The sequence below is a fragment of the Methylosinus sp. sav-2 genome (assembly GCF_004366495.1).
Taxonomy (GTDB): domain Bacteria; phylum Pseudomonadota; class Alphaproteobacteria; order Rhizobiales; family Beijerinckiaceae; genus Methylosinus.
Genome location: NZ_SOEJ01000006.1, coordinates 147,117 through 162,663 on the forward strand (window position 1 = coordinate 147,117; position 15,547 = coordinate 162,663).

The following is a 15,547-nucleotide window of genomic DNA, read 5'->3' on the forward strand; positions in this document are numbered from 1 at the left end:
CACGCCACGCAACCGCGCTTGCTCACTCGGCCGCTTTCGGCCCCTCTCGCGCCGCCGTGGACGGCGGCCATTCGGTCGGCCGGACATAGGCCTCGCCAGTCGGATAGTTTTTCACCTCGCGCCGCCAATCGACGCCGCGCTCTGCGTCGTATCGCGCCCACGCCGCGTTTTGCTTCGAGCCACGTCGAATGAGCACGCCGCCATATTTCGCCCGCTGCGCCGCATGCAGCGCCTCGAGCTGCGTGCGCATGTCCGATTTCTTCGCGGCCTCGGCGGCCTCATGCTCCAGGAAGCCAGTCCAGTCGCGATCGAGGAGCCAGTTGCCGAGATGCTTGCGCAATTTGCCTTCCGTCTCGGCGAGATATTTCGGCGCGATGCGAATGGCGTTCTCGCGATCCTCGCTGGACAGCCCGAAGAACGCCGTCCGCGCTTTGCCTGGAGACGCGCTCGGCACGAAAGGCCAGATCGCCTTGAGCGCCTCCCAGCGCCGTTCGGCGGCCCTCGCTTCGTCGCGGAGCGAATCCGGCCCCATTTCGCCCCGCGCAGCGGGGGTAGGGGTTCTTACGATTAATTGTCGGTTCATATTGGGGGTAGCAGCAGTGCGACCACCCCCTTGCAGTTTCGGGAGGGGGTGGTCGCAATCTGCTAGGGGGTGGTCGCAATCTGCTAGGGGCTCTATTCCGGGCGTTTGCGCGGTTCCGTCCTCTTCCGCAGCGTCCGCGCGCGCGCGCTCGACGCTCCATCCGAGGCTCTCGGCATAGGCGCGCGTGTCGTCATCCATCAGCAAAATGACCATATCGCTCGAGCGCGAGCCATCGCCGCGCAATCGTGCGATCCGCGCGATCATCGTCGCGTCGGCGAGTTCCGCGAGCCGTCGCCGCACAGAGTCGATCGAGACCTGCATATCTTCGGCGATTTCGGAGAGCGGATACCAGCTGCCGCCCTTCTTGTCCGCGTAATTGGCGAGCATGATGAGCAGATATTTCGCGCCAGCGGATGGCGCGTGGGTTTTCTTCGCCCAGGTGAGCGCTTCGATGCTCATCGCGCTATCCCCTGCGCTCGCAGGATTCGCGCCTCCGCGCGCGCATTGAGCGCGAGCAGATCGAGATGATAGAACAAATCATAGTCTCTCCATTGATCGTGGAGGCTCACTTCGAGCTCCATGCCCGCGCGCTCGAGCGAGCGCAGCCATATCTCTTCGTCGGAGGCCTCTCCTCGCAGCCCCAGCAGCTGCTCCACCTGTTCGCGATAGGTGAGCCCAGCCAAGGCGTCGACGCGCTGTTGCAGGCTCATTGCGTCGCGCTCCCATCGCTCTCGGCGGCGCAGCTCAGCCATGCGGAGAATTCCGCCTCGACGGCGCGCCAGCGCTCGCGCGCCGCCGCGTCGAGATCGAAATTCTTCCGACTGGCGACGTCGCAGCGCTCGCGCAGCGAGATCGCCGCGGCCTCGGCCGTCTCGACGCCCAAAAATTTTTGAAACGCCACTTCCGCGCAGCGCATCGCCGCGCGCCGCGCGAGCGGGTATTCGCAAGGCGTTTTGCTGTTCACGGGCGCTTGCGCCGGCGCATAGCGTGGCGCGGAGGGAGCAGGCTCGCCGATCGCGCCGCGCTCGCGCGCCGCCTTGCGGCAGGCGATGTAGGCGCGCAAATCGGCCTCATTCTCGGAGAACATATGCAACAGCGAGTAGGCGCCGACGAGACATTCGGCGAAATATTCGCGCTCTTTCGGGCGGCTCGGCAGCTTTTCGGCTCCCGTGAAAACCGCATGCGCGCGCTCTACCGCCATCATTCGCTCGGAGATCGAGATTCGCCGCCCGCTCATGACGCCTCATTTCCCCATGCGTCCCAGCCGGGCCGCGGCGGACCGCGGCGGTTCAATTCGATCTTCGGCAAGCTCGGAAAATAGCTCTCGATGATCTCAGCGAACCGGTCCGGCTTGGCGCTATGCGCGCCTTTCATTTCATGCTGCATGGCGTTGTATTTTTGATCGCCATGCGCCGGGCAAGGCACGCAGCCTCGCACGCCGATCAACAGCTCTTCGGCGTCGTCGAGAACCCAATAGCCATTGCCTGCGACGACTTTGTCCCACACGAAGCGAGCTTTGTATTCGAAGCCCCAATGCTCCATCACTGTGAATCCGTGACGCAGAAACGGGCCGGTCACCCACATGAAGATCACGCAATCATCGGCGGCGATGCTCGGCACATCGAGCGCCATGATCGCGTCGAGCGTCATCGTCGGATAATGATTGTCGGCCGCGCGATCGAGGCCCGCCTCGGAATGCGTCTCGAATCTCCAAGCCGGGTCGCAATATATGAGGCCATAGCGCTTCGTCGGCCATGCCGCGATCTTCGCGCCCAGCTCTCTTTCCCGCGCCGCGCGTCGCTGGCGCTTCTCCATTTGCCGCTCGGCGCGCGTCATAGAGCACGCTCGCACGGACTCGCTCACGGCGGCGTCGACAGATGTTTCGAATTGCTCGGGCGGCAGGCGCGCCAGCTCTTGGCAGCGGCTCGAATCGGAGCGGGTGAGATTGAGCGACTCCAAAGAAAATGTCGCAGGCTGCGACATTTTCGGCCGCCCGCGCGTCGCTCTTTCGCCGGCCTCCGCCAGTTCGATGAGCAGCTCGCCGAGCCGCCGCGCAGCGAGCCGCTTATAACGCACGGCCCGCGCCACCAGCTCCTTGTCGCGCGAATGCCGCGCGAACACTTCGAGCGCCGCCGCCTTGTCGCGCTCGCTCTTGGCTTCCGCCGCCGTGGTGATGCGCGCGAGATCGCGAATGATCGCGTCATAGAGGGCGAGATCGGTCATCGCGCCTCGCGCCAGCCGATTAGATTGCGCTTCATCTATCGCCCCGCCGCTGATCGAGCGCGCTGCGGCCAGGCGGCGGCTCGCCGGGCATGACGAGCGCGCGACGTCTCACCAGCGGCGCTGGCGCCGGCGCAGCGCCGACCGCACGCGCTACAGGCGCTGCGACGACGGCGGGCGCGGCCATCGCCACCGCTTCGCCCGCTCCGGGCTTCGCGAAATCCTCCGGCAGAGTGAGGACGAGCCCCCCCTCGGTCACGCGAAAGCGCGCCTCGACTTCGCGCCGCGTCTCATTCGGCCACACATTGACGACGCCGAGCGTGATGACGCGCACACCCTTGATTTCGGCGGCCTCATAAGACCCGCGCGCCGCATCAGCGACGATGCGCAGCAGATTGCAGCCGGCCCCGGCGATCTGCACGCGGAAGCGCGGCTCATGCGCCGAGATCCATTCCGCCGCCTCGCGCCGAAGCACGATGCGCGCACGAACGCGCGGCGGCTCGCTATTCGCCCGCGTGTTTCGCCCGCGCCAAATGGATAGCGTCACGGTCACATCCGGCTTTCGCGCGCCGCCATGGCTCGGCTTCTCGAGGTCGGCCCAATCCTCATCGTCGAAAGGATCGCAAGACATTTCCGCGCCGTCGCTCATTGCAGCTCCCCGTAATGCGCCTTGCACGCGAAGACGATTTTCACGCCCCTATGCAGGCTGCCGAAACCGAGCCCCGTCGACGCGCCGCAGCGAAAGCAGAGATGAGCGCGCGGAGATTTGAGGTCGGAGACGCCGAATTTCTCGACGATCTCCGCGCGCGTCATCGCCGGTGTCGATTTTTCCGCCCGACTGGCAGGCCGCAAAAATCGACTTCGCGCCGGCGCGGCGTCGCCGAAGAGGTCACTCATCGTCGCGGCTCGCGGCTTCGCCGAGCGGCGTGTCCATGAAATCGCCGAGCGCGTTCAGATAGAGGTCGAGAATCTCGGCCTCTTCGTCGCGCTTGTTCTTATCGACGCGGCGGAGCGCGACGATCTTGCGCACGATCTTCGGATCGAAGCCGACCGATTTGACCTCGCCATAAACGTCTTTGATATCGTCGCCGATCGCGGCCTTTTCTTCATTCAGCCGTTCGATCCGCACGATGAAATCGCGCAGTCGCCCGCCATCGACGCTCAGCAGCGCCGACTTCACAGCGACCTCGCATCGATATATTGCGCGGCGACGTCGTCACGCTGCGCGTCGCCGATCGAGCCCGCGCACGCATGTCGCGCCATAGCGTCGTGATAGGCGCGATATTCGTCACGGGAGATCGACCGCACGCCGCCGACGGTCCATATCGCGCCCGCTGTCGGCTGATCGCCGCAGGGCGCCGGCGTCGCACGCGCACGGCAGCCGAGCACGATGCGATCGAGTCGCCGCGATGTCACGCGGAACGGCCATGAAACGGCCCAGGCGCAGCCAGAGCACAGGTCGCGCGAAAGCGACGCGGCCAGAGCCGCGCGCAGCCAGAATTTGCGCATGAGATAATCTCAGCGTTCGAGTGAGCCGAACTCGGATTACCGACTGGACCGGAACTACCGACTGGACGAAGACCCGAACTCTTCCTCGAGCTTACGAACGCTCTCGAGAAAACGCGCACGCCGTTCGGAAATCGCCGCCTCGAGCAGACTCTCGGGCGCGTCGCCGATCACACAGACGAGAAAATCCGCGCCGAACGCGCGGATGAGATGCAGCAAGGCGAGAAAATCTGGCGCGCATTGCAGCTGTAGCCATTTGCGCACGCGGTCGGATTTCACCGCGCCTTCGGTGATCGCCTCGACCGCCTCGGCCGTCTTGCTCGGAAACGCGCGCAGCAAATAGGCGACGAGCCGCTCCAATGCGCCGCGATCCAGCGCGCCGGAAAACTTTCCAGCGTTTGTGGAAAGGTTTCCAAATTTCGACGAATCTTTTCCCACCGAAACCCCCGATGCTGCGTGCATCGAGGGGCTTGGAGCGAGGGAGAATTCGTCGATAAGGCGCATGGCTCGATAGGCCCTAGGCCGCAGCGGCGTTGGCGCGCCGCCCCGGCAATATTGTGAGGCGAGAGACGACAGGCCGGCGCGCGGGGGCGCGCCGGCGAGACACGAAGAACGGAACGACAAACTCGGACAACACAGACGCACGCAAAGCAGACGCAAAAGACCCCGAGGCCGAAGCCTCGGGGGAGTGTGGGAGGAAACGCCCTAGGAGGGCATGGCCGCTTACGGCGGCCAGTCGCGACGCGCGGGAAAGAGCGGGAAACCCGCGCGAAGAGGAGGGCGGGGCGCTTGCGCGCCCCGCCGGTTTCGCCATCATCGGGAGCGCAACCAACCCAGCGAGGACGAAAATCATGTCAGACCCTTTGCAAGCCGCCTTAGACGCTCTGGAATTGAACGAAGACGGCTCAGTAAAGACGCGTCCGGTCCTCGGCTGGACCATAACTCCGGTTGCTGGAATGTCCGTGTTATTGCGCATTCTCTATGCAGAGACGCCAGCGGAACTGAAAACGGGAGGCCAAAACCTTCAGGTGATCTTGACGCCTGCGCAAGCTCTCGATCTCGCGCAGTCACTCGCAAAGCCGGCCATGCATATCCTCTCCGCGAGCGAAGGCCCGGGAAAAGGAAGTTGAGCAGAGATCGGTGGCGGCGACGAAATATGCGGTCGAGCGTCGCCTGCTGTTGAGGAGAGAGAATGGCCTCCCCTTCGGGGGCTCGGCAGGCTTCTGAAGTCAGGGGATAGCCGAAAAGGCTCATCGCGCTTCCCCCTCGCTCTCGCGCTTGACGGACGAGCGCAGGGCGCGGCCGTCGGCGACATGGCCGACGGCCTCGAGCAGGGCGCGCGCATCGACGATCGATAGGCGGAGCGCCAGCTTGTCGCCGCCCTCGACGCGGAAGGCGAGGAGAACGGATTGCAGAGCGCCGCGCTCGACCGCGACCAGCTGGCTACTTAATGGTGCCATTTCCGAGATCATGCGTCGGCCTCGGGCGGAAAAGGGGAGGGGATCGGAGCGACCGATGAAGTCGGACCAACTCGACCAAGCACGCCTAGCGGTGATCCACTCTCCGCTTCCAGCAGCTTGAGCCGCCATGCGGCCGGCACGCCACGGCGACGCCATTTAAAAACGTTCGTCTTCGAAGCGCCCAGCGCGAGGAGCTTCGCTTCGACGTCCTTTGTGAGAGCGTTCTCGACCATGGGTGAATGAATTGGACAAATTGTCCAAAATGTCAAGGCCAATATGTCCAATCAATTCTGTGGACGTTTTGTCCATAATCCCCGCATGACGACGAGCAACGAGGAACTGATCTTCAACGACGCATTCTGCGCGCGGGTGAAGCGGCTGCGCGAGGAAAAAGCGTGGTCGGCCGAGCAAATGGCAATCGCGCTAGGCATCCCGCCAGACCGCTATCGAAAATACGAAGGCCGCTCCCCCATGCCTCAATATTTGATCCCTCGATTCGCTGGCGTGGTGGGGAGAAGCGTCGAATACATATTGACCGGCCGGGAGGAGAAACGGCTTCCGGCGGCTGAGGGGCTGCTTAAAAAAAGAGCTTAAAGCCAAGCGCTAGCTCGCTCGCCACGAGGCAGATTCATGAGCCAAAGTTCATTATTTTTCAGTTTTTTGGCGTCTTTCATTATTCTTCCTAGCGTCGCAATTGCCGCATGCCAAGATATTGCCAACGATGCTGATCGCCTCAAATGCTACGACGCCGCGTTTCGAAATGGCGTCAGCACATTCCCGGACAAGTCAACGATAGCGACGTCTTCAACGGCCGCGAACGATACGGGCGCATGGACGGTCGAAGAGACTACAGACCACCTCTCAAAGCAGCGGAAGGTTATATTCTATCTTCAATCAGACCGAGCGCAGGTATTTAGCGACCCATTTGCGCAATCACACAATGCGCTGTTGATCTTGACGTGTGATTATAAGAAGCCAAATCTCATTTTCGCGTTCACGAAGCTTGTCGCCGGAAGTAGAGGTGTTTCGGCCTCTTATCGAATTGGCGAGCCGCCCGTTAAGTCCTCGAGATGGAAGGCATCACAGGATAACAAGGCTTTTGGACCCTGGGACAGCCCCGAAGCGGCCAAGATGATCGCCGCGATGCTGGGCTCTGAAGACATGGTGGTTCGGTCGGACGCGGAGACTTTCGGCAGCACCGAAGCGACCTATCGACTAGCCGGACTCAAGAACATATCCGCCAAATATCCCGGCGCTTGCGGCCGTCCTTGATCCTCTCAGCCCGGGCAGTTTTTCGCGGCCATTTGTGATTGTAGCGCGAGGTCCCGGCCTTTTACGACGGAGAGTTCGGCCTCTTTATCCGCTCCTGTCATCGATGCGAGCGGCAGCCCGATGAAAATCACGCCGATAGTATCATTCGAGGACGCCCGATCCTGCGCCATGGATAGAGCCGTTAGGGTTTCCATGTTCCGTATGCGCGCCGCGGCAAGCTGCGGGCAGGCCGCGTGCTCGAATTCGGCGGTCGGGACCGGGGACGGCAGAACCTTATCGGCGCCCTTCGCGCATGCAGACAACGCTCCAATCAACAATAAAACTCCACAACGGCGCATCCGAAACCTCTTTGGCGTGTGAACGCGAGCAATCTTTCCAAAAGCTTAAACACGGCCTTTAGCCGAAGCCAACGGGGCGATTCGCAGGAACTGGCCAGATCGGCCAATTCTACGCCAATTGAAATTGGACAATTTGTCCTTGACGAGTTGGACAAATCGTCCAATTATTCCCCATCGCCACGCCCCCGCTCGCGATGGAGCCCCTCATGTCCCGACCGCCCAAATCCAAACCCCAGACAGCCGCGCCCGAAACCGCAGCCGCGTCCGCGCGGCGCGCGACGAAGCGCCGCAAATCCGGCGCATCCTCGCGCAGCCGTCGCGTCGCGAAAACGGCGACGGCTCTCGACACGGCCGAGCGATCGCACGCCGAGACCATCCTGGAAGCGCAGGCCGCTCGCATCGCGGCGCTGGAGGCCTCGCTCGCCGAGGCGATGCGCGAAAATGCCGATCTCGCCCGCCGTCTCGCTCGCGCATATGCGGAGACCTGCAACGCCGAGCAGGAGGCGGAGCTTTTGCGTGCGGTCGTCGTCGAGACGGCAATCTCCGCCCACGCCAATGGCAGCGACCTCCGCGCCGCCGCCAAATCCCGCAACATCGCCAACAGCCTCGAGCGCGCCCACACCTTGCATTCCGGCGGCGCCATGGCCGTGACCGATGGAGTGCTGCGATGAGAGGCGAGAGAACAGCGTATTCGGAAATGTTCGACGCGTTGCATAATGCGCTGCGCCCCGAGCTGCGCGAGAAGCATAGCAATGGGCTCGGCATATGCGCTTTATTCGCCGAAGAGATGGAGACGCGCCGCGTCGAGCGCGAGGCCGAGCGCGCCGCATGGGCGACGGATCAAGCCACATGGCGCGATGAGCTGGAAAGTTTGCGCGCCTCTGCGAAGCAGGCCGACAGGGCCGTCGCGGAAGCACACGCCGAGATCAACGCGGCGCGCGGCAGAATTCAGGATAAGCAGAAAAGCTATGTCGCATTGCGCGAGGCGATCCTCGCGACCTTGCGTGACGATCTGCGCACATGGGCCGGATCGGCAGAGGATCATGATTTGATCCAGGCCTTGCGGATCGAGCTGACGAAGCGCGACGAGACGCTGCTCCAATATCGCGAATATTACGAGTCCGCACAGCGCGACGCCGAGCAGCGCAACGCGCAGCTCGCCGCAGCGGGAGAACGCGAGGCGAAGCTCACGCATGATCTCGCGCTCGCCAACGCCGCGACGGAAGAACTGCAGCGCCTCAACGCGGCGCATCGCGCGACGATCGACAATTACCAGCGTCATTGCGCCGACCTTCAGGCCGCAGGCGTCGAGATGATGCTTCATTTTTCCAAGCTGTCGCAGCGCGATCGCAATCGCGTCGACCATCATCACGTCACTGCGTCGCTTCGCGACCATTTGCCCCTTTAGCCGTCGAGGCTCGCCATGCGCGACATTTCCCCTGATAGCGATTTCATCCTCATCCGCTGCGCCGTCGCTTCCATCCCCGCGACGCTGGACCTCGACGATGAGCCGCAGTTGCTCCGCCATCTCATCGACGATGACACGTTGTCGCTTCGCGAAGCCATTCGCCTCGCGCCACGCATCGGCCACTTGGCGCGCCACGCTCGCACCTTCGGCCTCGCCGATGCGCTCGCGCTCGGCCAGTCGGAGCAGGCCCTCGCGCCGCGGCCGAGCGCCATCGTCGAGCAGAGGAGCGCCGCATGAGCCCAGATGATTTCACCAAGCCGCCGCGCCCGCACGGCCCGCGCGAGCGCCTCGCCGCCGCCAGCCCGGCGCGACGCCGCGACACGATTTCCTGCGCCGCGCGCCCCGTGCCGGAAATCCGCGCGATCTCCAAGGAGCGGCCGGACGCGCTGTGCACGAGCCGTCGATATGACGGCACGCCCACCGTCACGGTCTCTCTGCCCCGCCTGGCCTTTTTGGAAAAGGACGTCCGATGAGCGAGATCATTGACGAAGAGCTGCCGCTTTCCCTCATCACGCGCCTGTCGCCGCTCAATCCGCGCCAGGACATGGACAGCGACGTCTCGACGCTCGCGGCGACGATCCGCGCGCGCGGGCTGTTGCATCCGATCCTGGTGCATGCGCTCGCCGGCGAAGGGCTCGGCGAATTCGCCGTTCTCGCGGGCGGCCGTCGGTGGCGCGCGCTGCGCTCTATCGACCCGGATGCGACCTCCTATCTGAAGGTGCATATCTTCAAGGGCTCGGACGCCGAGGCGCGCGAGGCGGCGCTCGCCGAAGCCGTGACGCAAAAGCCCTTGCATCCCGTCGAGGAGTTCGAGGCCTTCGCCGATCTCGAAAAGGCCGGCTTCGACGTGCCGACGATCGCCCGCGACTTCGCCCTGACGGAGCGCCACGTCAAGCAGCGCCTCGCGCTCGGCCGATTGAGCCCGCGCGTTCGCGCGCTGTGGCGCGATGGCAAGATCAGCCGCGATCTCGCCGAGGTCTTCACGGGCGGAACGATCGAGGCGCAAGACGCCGTTCTCGACGGATGCAATGACGCGCCGCAGCTCTATTTCGTGCGCAAGGCGCTGCGGCGCGAGGGCGTCGGCGCGCATGAGGCGCTCGCGAAATTCATTCTCGCCGAGCCCGCGCGCCGCGCCAGCTATGAGCTTTTGGGCGGGCGCATAGAGGAGAGCTTGTTCTCGGAAGAGACGATCCTGCTCGACCGCACCATCGCGAGGAACTTCGCCGACGGCTATTTGCTCGACGCCGCCGAAGAGATCATGCGGCAAGAGGGTTGGGGCCGCGCCGAGATCGAGGGCGGAATGCTTCCCGGCCCCGATCCGCTGCCCTTCGATTCCGACTACACCGCCAAAGAGCTGCGACGCCTGGAGACGATCAATAAGCAATTGGTCGGGGCGGACGCCGAAGATCGCGCCGCGCTCGAGAAGGAGGTGGAGGAAATCGACCTCCGCGCCTATCTCCGCGCCATCCCCAAAAAAGAGCGAGCCGCGCTCGGCGTGCGCGCCGAGCTGGACAGCAATGGCAATGTCGAAATCATCCGCGCCGTCCCCCAGGCGGAGCCGGAGATGGAGCTCGAGGAGCGGGAGGAGATCGCCGAGCCCGGCGCCGCGCGCAAGGACGCCAAGGCGAAGACGTGCGAGCAGAGCGCGCCCGAGCCGGCGGCGATCCCGCCCGCGCTCGGCGGCAAGGACCAGGAATGGATCATCCGCGATGCGATCGGCGGCGGCCTCGCGCGCGCGACGGCGCGCAATCCCTATCTCGCGCTGGCGCTCGCCACCGCCGCGCTCGGCTGTTCGCATGGTTGCGTCGGAATCGGGCTGCGCACGACATTCGATGATCCGCCGGAGCCGCCGCGCCACGATCTGCTACAGCGCCTCGCGCCCTCGCATTTTTCTACCGCGCTCGCCATTGTCGCGACGACCCCGCTCGCCGATCTCACCGTCGCCTTCGCCGAGGTGGTCGAGCGTGCAATCTGCTTCGACGATGTGAAGCCCGCGCAGTTGCAGAATTTCGTCTCGCTGGCGCAGCGCATGGGCGCCGTGCGAACGGACGTCGCCGAGGCGCTGGACCATAAGGCCCTTTTCCAGGCGCTCTCGCGGGATGAGGCGCTCGACGCCATCCGCGCGATCGACGGCGAGGCCGCCGCGGCCGAGGCCGGCAAGCTGCGCAAGCCCAAGATCGTCGAGCGCGCCGCCATCCTCGCAAAGGACCGCAAATGGCTTCCCGAGGCGGCGGCGACGCTCTTCGCCTCCGGGCCGGAAGACACGCGCTCGACGGCGCAAGCCATGGTCGAGGCGATCGAGGCCGACGAGAAAGGGCTGGACGATGACGCGGCCGGCCAGGTCTTCGACGCGCGCCGCGCCGCGCGGGAGACGGAGGAGAGCGCCGCCGAGATTGAAGCCAACGCAGCCGCCCGCAATTGGGCGCGCGAGGTCGAGATCGCCTGCATCGGCGAGCGCGGGCTGCATATCATGTCGCGCTTTCTGATCGAGCGCTGCTATCCGAACGAAGGCGCCGCAAATTACGCAGTCTCGGATTTTCGATCCGATCTGCAGGCCTTCGGCCAGAGCATCAATCCCGATTTTCACATCGATGCGCATGAGCAAGACGCCGTGCTTTTCGACCTCGGCGTCACTGCGAAGCGCAAGACGAAGAGCGGCTATGTGCTTCTCGGCCTCTCTTGGCGAGAAATCGGCGACAAGGCGAGGGATGCAGCGGAATGACACGCATCCCCGAAACCCCGAAGATGCGGCTGGAGACGCTCGATCACGCTCTCGCCGCGATCACTATGGCGGAGCGCATGCTCGCCGAATACGTGCCTTTGTTCGTGCGCTTTGCGAAGGAGAGCAGGGCGCCGGCCGAGAGCGGGCATATCCTCTCGCCAGAATTTTTCACGCCTGCCCAGCGCCGGGCTTCGATTGCGATTGTTGCGCCGCAATTCGACGCCGCCTCGCGCTTCGTGAGCGAGGCGCGCCACCATCGCGAATTGGCCACGGCCGCCATCAACAAGGTTTCGCGCGCAAAGTCGGAGAATGCGAAGTGACGCACATGGTCGAGGAGCAACTTCACCCCGAGACGCACGCGATGCTAGATCGCTTCGCCGAGGCTCTGAAGGAAAAAGCCCGCGCATCCGAGATCAAGCACGGCTTTACCGACGATTGGCGCCGGAACGATTGGGAAGCGCAATGCAAAGCCGACTTGCTGCGGCACGTCGCGAAGGGCGATCCGAAAGACGTCGCAATCTATGCGGCGTTCTGTTGGGCGCGCGGATGGACGACGATTCCCGCTCATCTCATCGATAGCAGATACGCGCTGATCTATTCCGATGGCTCATTCGGAATCTTGTCCGCTGGCGCGTCGCTCGAGAAAGCGCGCGAAGAAGCGGCCTTCGCCGACCAGAACGAAACCGACCCGCGGCATCTCACCAAAGTCGGCCGCGTTTCGCTCATCATCCTCGAGGACTTCGGAACGATCGCGTCAGCGGCAGAGCAGAAATGCCCGAGCTGCGGACGCGAGCCCAAGGCGGCGGAGTGACGCACATGGTCGAGATTCCACTGATTTCCGAGCCGCCCTTCTTCCGGCCGATCGAGCCGCATGAATTCGCGCTCGTCATGACGCCCGGCGCAACTCCCCCATCTGCGGGCGCGTTCGATATCGGGGAGGGCTGGACGCCATCCTTTTTCTCTTTCTTGGTTCCCGAAGGCCGCGCCGGCGTTTGGGGATGGACGAAAGGAAGCTTCGCGATCGACGAGCGCTATTGCGAGTTCCCCGATTGCGGCAAGACGATCTATTGCGCAGTTCTAACCTATCTGCCGAACGGCTACCGAGTGGCGATATTCCATTCATGCGAAGACGCGACGCTCGCCGCCTCTGTTCTCGCACAGGAACTCGATTGGTCGGACAGCTCGCCCAAAGCGCTTCTAGCGCAAGGCCGACGCGCGCTCGCTGTCCTCATGTCTCGTTTCGACGAGCGGGAAGATATGCAGCCTTATGCCGTTTGGCGCGCGCGCTTCGAGGGCGAGATCGCGAGGGCGCATGGCTGAGAAAAGCGCCATCGAATGGACGGATGCGACCTGGAACATCGTGACAGGTTGCAGCCTCGTCTCTCCGGCTTGCACGAATTGCTATGCGATGCGTCTCGCCGGCACGCGCATGAAAGGTCACGCCTCGCGTCGCGGCCTTACGCGCGAGGTCAACGGCAAGCATGTGTGGACGGGGGAGGTTCGCGTCAATTGGGAATGGATCGAGCTTCCGTTTCAATGGGCGCGAGCGCGCAAGATTTTCGTCGCGGCGCATGGCGATCTTTTTCATGCGGCTTTGTCCATGTCCGAGATCGCGACGATCTTCGCCGTCATGGTCGCGGCGCATCATCTTCGCGGCCACGTCTTTCAGGTTCTGACGAAGCGCGCCGAGCGCATGCGCGAAGTCTTGAGCGACCCGGACTTTTGGGCGCAGGTCAACGCCGAGGCCGGGGCTCACGTCTTAGAGCGCACAGATGCGCTCGCCCGCCGTCGCGATGACGCGCGCGCGACGCTCGGCGAATATGGCGCCGACAATCCGCCGCCGGGAATTTGGCTCGGGGTGACGGTTGAAGATCCGCAACGTGCCGACGAACGCATTCCAGAGTTGCTCGCGACGTCCGCGGCCTTTCGCTTTGTGAGCTGCGAGCCCTTGCTCGGGGCGATCCCGTGGAAACGATGGCTTCCGACGGCGCGCCCCGCCAAGAGGCCGGACGGAACGCCGTTTCTCGCGCCTCTCTTCTACATGACAAAATGCGAACATTGTGGCTGGGTCGGATCGGGCGAGCTTTGCGGAACGGACTCCTGGGGAGACGACAGCGACATCTTTTGCCCGTCTTGCCATCAGAGCATTCGCGGCGACGAGCTTCCCAGCCTCGATCTCGTCATCGCTGGCGGCGAGAGCGGCCCAGGCGCGCGGTCGACGCCGATCGCACTCTTTCGCTCGCTTCGCGATCAATGCGCAGCGGCAGGGGTCGCCTTCGACTTCAAGCAATGGGGCGAATGGATCGACGCGGATCAGTTCCTCGCCTTGGTCGCGCCGGAGCGCGTTGCGGCAGGGCCGCTCACCTTCGTCGGCGCGACGAAGCTCGGCGTCGATTGTCTGGCCGCGTGCGAGCATCATTCCGACGGCTCGTCTTCGCTTCGCGTCGGCAAGCGCCGCGCCGGGCGCTTGCTGGACGGCCGAGAGCACAATGGGCTTCGGGAGGTCGGGAGATGACGACAAAACCCATCCTCGATATGGAGATATGCCGATGAGCCGCGTGCGACACTGCCCTCGCGATCCGATCGGGCTTTCTGTCGAGAGCGCCGCCGCGTTCATCGGCGTAAGTCCCGAGCTTTTTCAACGGGCTGTAGATGACGGGTCTATGCCCGTGCCGCGCAAGCTCGGCGGTCGGCTCATATGGGACGCCGAGGAGATCGCCGAGGCGCTCCGGCGCTTGCCGCGGAAAGCCGTGAAAGAGTCTAGAGAGTCTAATGACAATGGCCGCTGGAAAAAGCTCCAACTCTAGGCAAGGGGACGCCCTGCCGCGCCACGTCTATGAAGAGCCCGACCGCCATGGGAATGTCAGAGTCTATTATCGCAAGGGTCATGGGCCGCGCATTCGGATCACGGCCCGGCCTGGAACCGAGGAGTTTTGGCGACAATACGCGCTCTGCGCGGCGGGCCATGCGCCCAAGGCGCCGCGCCGTGACCGCAAGCCTCAGCCAGGAACGTTCCGAGCCCTCGTGGTCGATTATATGGAGTCCGTCGATTTTGCCCGGCTCAATCATGCGACCACGGCGCAGCGCCGGCGCGTGCTCGAATCGATGCTCGGCGAGCGCCTAAATCGCGAGAGCGAGGATATTTTCGCAGATATTCCCGTGAACGAAATTTGTCCCGCGCACGTCAAATTGCTGCGCGATCGCAAGTCCAGCGCGCCCGAGGCCGCCAATCACCGGCTAAAGACGCTCGGCCCGCTGTTCAAATGGGCGATCTCGGAGCGGCGGATGGAGACCAATCCCGCGCGGGATGTGGCCAAGTTCAGGACTGGCTCTGAGGGCCATCATACCTGGACCGTGGATGAGGTCGCAGATTTCGCGCGCCGTCACCCCCTCGGCTCGAAGGCCTATCTGGCGCTCGCCCTGCTACTGTTTTCCGGGCAACGCATCTCGGATATTGCCCAGTTTGGCCGCCGCAATGTGGGAGAGGACGGAGACGGATTCCCGGTCCTCCGCCTCACGCAGGTAAAAAATCGCGGCCGAGACCCGGTTTCGCTCGAGCTACCTATTCTAGAGCCGCTCTCGGAGGCATTGATGCAGACGCCGGAGATCGGAACGGCGGCATTTCTGGAAACGGAATACAAAAAGCCTTTTTCAATCAAAGGTCTCGGCAACAAGTTCCGCGATTGGTGCGACGAGGCGAAGCTCCCCCACTGCTCCGCGCATGGTCTGCGCAAGGCGGGGGCGACGATCGCCGCCGAGAATGGCGCGACCGAGTATCAGCTCATGGCGATTTTCGGATGGCGGAAGGCAGAGCAGGCCGCCGAATATGTGCGCAAGGCGCGCCAGAAAAAGCTGGCGCGCGCGGCGATGCACCTGATCGTGCCGCCGCCGAAAAATCCCTCACTTTCGGACAACCAAGCCGCTGGTGAGGGAAACGACAGACATAAGCTGCTGAAATTCTTGGAGGCGTGTTGACTG

General features: G+C 63.8%; 23 protein-coding genes. 12 read left to right on the plus strand and 11 right to left on the minus strand.

The genetic code is table 11. The features are described from left to right. Positions 1-22: 22 nt before the first annotated feature. The 9 genes from EDE12_RS12705 to EDE12_RS12740 all read right to left on the minus strand — a co-directional run bounded on the left by EDE12_RS12705 (position 23) and on the right by EDE12_RS12740 (position 4,669). On the minus strand, positions 23-1,042 hold the full coding sequence (locus tag EDE12_RS12705) for a helix-turn-helix domain-containing protein (protein WP_084768517.1): 1,020 nt from the start codon (positions 1,040-1,042) through the stop codon (positions 23-25). Beyond that, positions 1,039-1,293, minus strand: a complete 255-nt coding sequence (locus EDE12_RS12710) for a hypothetical protein (protein WP_026598723.1) — start codon at positions 1,291-1,293, stop codon at positions 1,039-1,041. The genes EDE12_RS12705 and EDE12_RS12710 overlap by 4 nt, the downstream gene beginning before the upstream one ends. Then, the gene (locus EDE12_RS12715; protein ID WP_026598722.1) at positions 1,290-1,820 is read right to left on the minus strand and encodes a hypothetical protein; all 531 of its coding nucleotides are present in this window, start codon (positions 1,818-1,820) and stop codon (positions 1,290-1,292) included. Before EDE12_RS12715 ends, EDE12_RS12710 begins: the two co-directional genes overlap by 4 nt. Next, positions 1,817-2,806: an MT-A70 family methyltransferase gene (locus EDE12_RS12720; RefSeq protein WP_026598721.1), complete on the minus strand. Its 990-nt coding sequence runs from the start codon at positions 2,804-2,806 to the stop codon at positions 1,817-1,819. Before EDE12_RS12720 ends, EDE12_RS12715 begins: the two co-directional genes overlap by 4 nt. A 31-nt stretch (positions 2,807-2,837) precedes the next feature. Continuing rightward, positions 2,838-3,452 carry a hypothetical protein gene (locus EDE12_RS12725; RefSeq protein ID WP_026598720.1) on the minus strand — a complete coding sequence of 205 codons (615 nt, stop codon included), beginning with the start codon at positions 3,450-3,452 and terminating at the stop codon, positions 2,838-2,840. Further along, a complete protein-coding gene (locus EDE12_RS21875) occupies positions 3,449-3,616 on the minus strand; it encodes a hypothetical protein (protein ID WP_157198939.1) in 168 nt (55 codons plus the stop codon). The genes EDE12_RS12725 and EDE12_RS21875 overlap by 4 nt, the downstream gene beginning before the upstream one ends. A 76-nt stretch (positions 3,617-3,692) precedes the next feature. Next, positions 3,693-3,971 carry a DUF2312 domain-containing protein gene (locus EDE12_RS12730; RefSeq protein WP_036291551.1) on the minus strand — a complete coding sequence of 93 codons (279 nt, stop codon included), beginning with the start codon at positions 3,969-3,971 and terminating at the stop codon, positions 3,693-3,695. Positions 3,972-3,979: 8 nt separating this feature from the next. Further along, entirely contained in the window at positions 3,980-4,312 is a 333-nt protein-coding gene (locus EDE12_RS12735; RefSeq protein WP_026598718.1) for a hypothetical protein, read from the minus strand. A gap of 54 nt (positions 4,313-4,366) precedes the next feature. Next, complete coding sequence (locus tag EDE12_RS12740) at positions 4,367-4,669, minus strand: hypothetical protein (RefSeq protein WP_134188102.1); 303 nt, start codon at positions 4,667-4,669, stop codon at positions 4,367-4,369. Positions 4,670-5,160: 491 nt separating this feature from the next. On the opposite strand from EDE12_RS12740, the gene EDE12_RS12745 reads away from it, so the two are divergent. Further along, entirely contained in the window at positions 5,161-5,439 is a 279-nt protein-coding gene (locus EDE12_RS12745) for a hypothetical protein (protein ID WP_134188103.1), read from the plus strand. A 120-nt stretch (positions 5,440-5,559) separates the two neighbouring features. Here EDE12_RS12745 and EDE12_RS12750 read toward each other — a convergent pair whose 3' ends face one another. Beyond that, a complete protein-coding gene (locus tag EDE12_RS12750) occupies positions 5,560-5,781 on the minus strand; it encodes a hypothetical protein (protein WP_026598716.1) in 222 nt (73 codons plus the stop codon). 264 nt (positions 5,782-6,045) lie between these two features. Here EDE12_RS12750 and EDE12_RS12755 point away from each other — a divergent pair, with 264 nt between their 5' ends. Both EDE12_RS12755 and EDE12_RS12760 read left to right on the plus strand, forming a co-directional pair. Further along, complete coding sequence (locus tag EDE12_RS12755; RefSeq protein WP_134188104.1) at positions 6,046-6,363, plus strand: helix-turn-helix transcriptional regulator; 318 nt, start codon at positions 6,046-6,048, stop codon at positions 6,361-6,363. 36 nt (positions 6,364-6,399) lie between these two features. Then, a complete protein-coding gene (locus EDE12_RS12760) occupies positions 6,400-7,041 on the plus strand; it encodes a type VI secretion system-associated protein TagO (protein ID WP_084768515.1) in 642 nt (213 codons plus the stop codon). 5 nt (positions 7,042-7,046) lie between these two features. On the opposite strand, the gene EDE12_RS12765 is transcribed toward EDE12_RS12760, so the two are convergent. Next, on the minus strand, positions 7,047-7,355 hold the full coding sequence (locus tag EDE12_RS12765) for a hypothetical protein (RefSeq protein ID WP_134188105.1): 309 nt from the start codon (positions 7,353-7,355) through the stop codon (positions 7,047-7,049). Between the two features lie 230 nt (positions 7,356-7,585). Here EDE12_RS12765 and EDE12_RS12770 point away from each other — a divergent pair, with 230 nt between their 5' ends. The 9 genes from EDE12_RS12770 to EDE12_RS12815 all read left to right on the plus strand — a co-directional run bounded on the left by EDE12_RS12770 (position 7,586) and on the right by EDE12_RS12815 (position 15,544). Next, positions 7,586-8,050, plus strand: a complete 465-nt coding sequence (locus tag EDE12_RS12770) for a hypothetical protein (RefSeq protein ID WP_134188106.1) — start codon at positions 7,586-7,588, stop codon at positions 8,048-8,050. Further along, positions 8,047-8,787 (plus strand): hypothetical protein, encoded by a 741-nt coding sequence (locus EDE12_RS12775; RefSeq protein WP_134188107.1) that lies wholly within the window; start codon positions 8,047-8,049, stop codon positions 8,785-8,787. The genes EDE12_RS12770 and EDE12_RS12775 overlap by 4 nt, the downstream gene beginning before the upstream one ends. 15 nt (positions 8,788-8,802) lie before the next feature. Next, a complete protein-coding gene (locus EDE12_RS12780; protein ID WP_026598713.1) occupies positions 8,803-9,084 on the plus strand; it encodes a hypothetical protein in 282 nt (93 codons plus the stop codon). Further along, positions 9,081-9,320 carry a hypothetical protein gene (locus EDE12_RS12785; protein ID WP_026598712.1) on the plus strand — a complete coding sequence of 80 codons (240 nt, stop codon included), beginning with the start codon at positions 9,081-9,083 and terminating at the stop codon, positions 9,318-9,320. The genes EDE12_RS12780 and EDE12_RS12785 overlap by 4 nt, the downstream gene beginning before the upstream one ends. Next, positions 9,317-11,569: a ParB N-terminal domain-containing protein gene (locus EDE12_RS12790; RefSeq protein WP_026598711.1), complete on the plus strand. Its 2,253-nt coding sequence runs from the start codon at positions 9,317-9,319 to the stop codon at positions 11,567-11,569. The genes EDE12_RS12785 and EDE12_RS12790 overlap by 4 nt, the downstream gene beginning before the upstream one ends. Then, positions 11,556-12,380 (plus strand): hypothetical protein, encoded by an 825-nt coding sequence (locus tag EDE12_RS12795; protein WP_134188108.1) that lies wholly within the window; start codon positions 11,556-11,558, stop codon positions 12,378-12,380. Before EDE12_RS12790 ends, EDE12_RS12795 begins: the two co-directional genes overlap by 14 nt. A 5-nt stretch (positions 12,381-12,385) precedes the next feature. Further along, positions 12,386-12,889 carry a hypothetical protein gene (locus EDE12_RS12800; protein WP_134188109.1) on the plus strand — a complete coding sequence of 168 codons (504 nt, stop codon included), beginning with the start codon at positions 12,386-12,388 and terminating at the stop codon, positions 12,887-12,889. Next, complete coding sequence (locus EDE12_RS12805; protein WP_026598708.1) at positions 12,882-14,084, plus strand: DUF5131 family protein; 1,203 nt, start codon at positions 12,882-12,884, stop codon at positions 14,082-14,084. Before EDE12_RS12800 ends, EDE12_RS12805 begins: the two co-directional genes overlap by 8 nt. Positions 14,085-14,347: 263 nt before the next feature. Continuing rightward, positions 14,348-15,544: a tyrosine-type recombinase/integrase gene (locus EDE12_RS12815; protein ID WP_166671856.1), complete on the plus strand. Its 1,197-nt coding sequence runs from the start codon at positions 14,348-14,350 to the stop codon at positions 15,542-15,544. Positions 15,545-15,547 lie beyond the last annotated feature (3 nt).

Coding starts and splice junctions, on each gene's coding strand:
- EDE12_RS12770 (WP_134188106.1), top strand. CDS start 7,586: ATGTCCCGACCGCCCAAATCCAAACCCCAGACAGCCGCGCCCGAAACC.
- EDE12_RS12710 (WP_026598723.1), bottom strand. CDS start 1,293: ATGAGCCTGCAACAGCGCGTCGACGCCTTGGCTGGGCTCACCTATCGC.
- EDE12_RS21875 (WP_157198939.1), bottom strand. CDS start 3,616: ATGACGCGCGCGGAGATCGTCGAGAAATTCGGCGTCTCCGACCTCAAA.
- EDE12_RS12720 (WP_026598721.1), bottom strand. CDS start 2,806: ATGACCGATCTCGCCCTCTATGACGCGATCATTCGCGATCTCGCGCGC.
- EDE12_RS12745 (WP_134188103.1), top strand. CDS start 5,161: ATGTCAGACCCTTTGCAAGCCGCCTTAGACGCTCTGGAATTGAACGAA.
- EDE12_RS12755 (WP_134188104.1), top strand. CDS start 6,046: ATGTCCAATCAATTCTGTGGACGTTTTGTCCATAATCCCCGCATGACG.
- EDE12_RS12790 (WP_026598711.1), top strand. CDS start 9,317: ATGAGCGAGATCATTGACGAAGAGCTGCCGCTTTCCCTCATCACGCGC.
- EDE12_RS12760 (WP_084768515.1), top strand. CDS start 6,400: ATGAGCCAAAGTTCATTATTTTTCAGTTTTTTGGCGTCTTTCATTATT.
- EDE12_RS12725 (WP_026598720.1), bottom strand. CDS start 3,452: ATGAGCGACGGCGCGGAAATGTCTTGCGATCCTTTCGACGATGAGGAT.
- EDE12_RS12750 (WP_026598716.1), bottom strand. CDS start 5,781: ATGATCTCGGAAATGGCACCATTAAGTAGCCAGCTGGTCGCGGTCGAG.
- EDE12_RS12705 (WP_084768517.1), bottom strand. CDS start 1,042: ATGAGCATCGAAGCGCTCACCTGGGCGAAGAAAACCCACGCGCCATCC.
- EDE12_RS12785 (WP_026598712.1), top strand. CDS start 9,081: ATGAGCCCAGATGATTTCACCAAGCCGCCGCGCCCGCACGGCCCGCGC.
- EDE12_RS12780 (WP_026598713.1), top strand. CDS start 8,803: ATGCGCGACATTTCCCCTGATAGCGATTTCATCCTCATCCGCTGCGCC.
- EDE12_RS12795 (WP_134188108.1), top strand. CDS start 11,556: ATGCAGCGGAATGACACGCATCCCCGAAACCCCGAAGATGCGGCTGGA.
- EDE12_RS12805 (WP_026598708.1), top strand. CDS start 12,882: ATGGCTGAGAAAAGCGCCATCGAATGGACGGATGCGACCTGGAACATC.
- EDE12_RS12800 (WP_134188109.1), top strand. CDS start 12,386: ATGGTCGAGATTCCACTGATTTCCGAGCCGCCCTTCTTCCGGCCGATC.
- EDE12_RS12715 (WP_026598722.1), bottom strand. CDS start 1,820: ATGAGCGGGCGGCGAATCTCGATCTCCGAGCGAATGATGGCGGTAGAG.
- EDE12_RS12775 (WP_134188107.1), top strand. CDS start 8,047: ATGAGAGGCGAGAGAACAGCGTATTCGGAAATGTTCGACGCGTTGCAT.
- EDE12_RS12815 (WP_166671856.1), top strand. CDS start 14,348: ATGGCCGCTGGAAAAAGCTCCAACTCTAGGCAAGGGGACGCCCTGCCG.
- EDE12_RS12735 (WP_026598718.1), bottom strand. CDS start 4,312: ATGCGCAAATTCTGGCTGCGCGCGGCTCTGGCCGCGTCGCTTTCGCGC.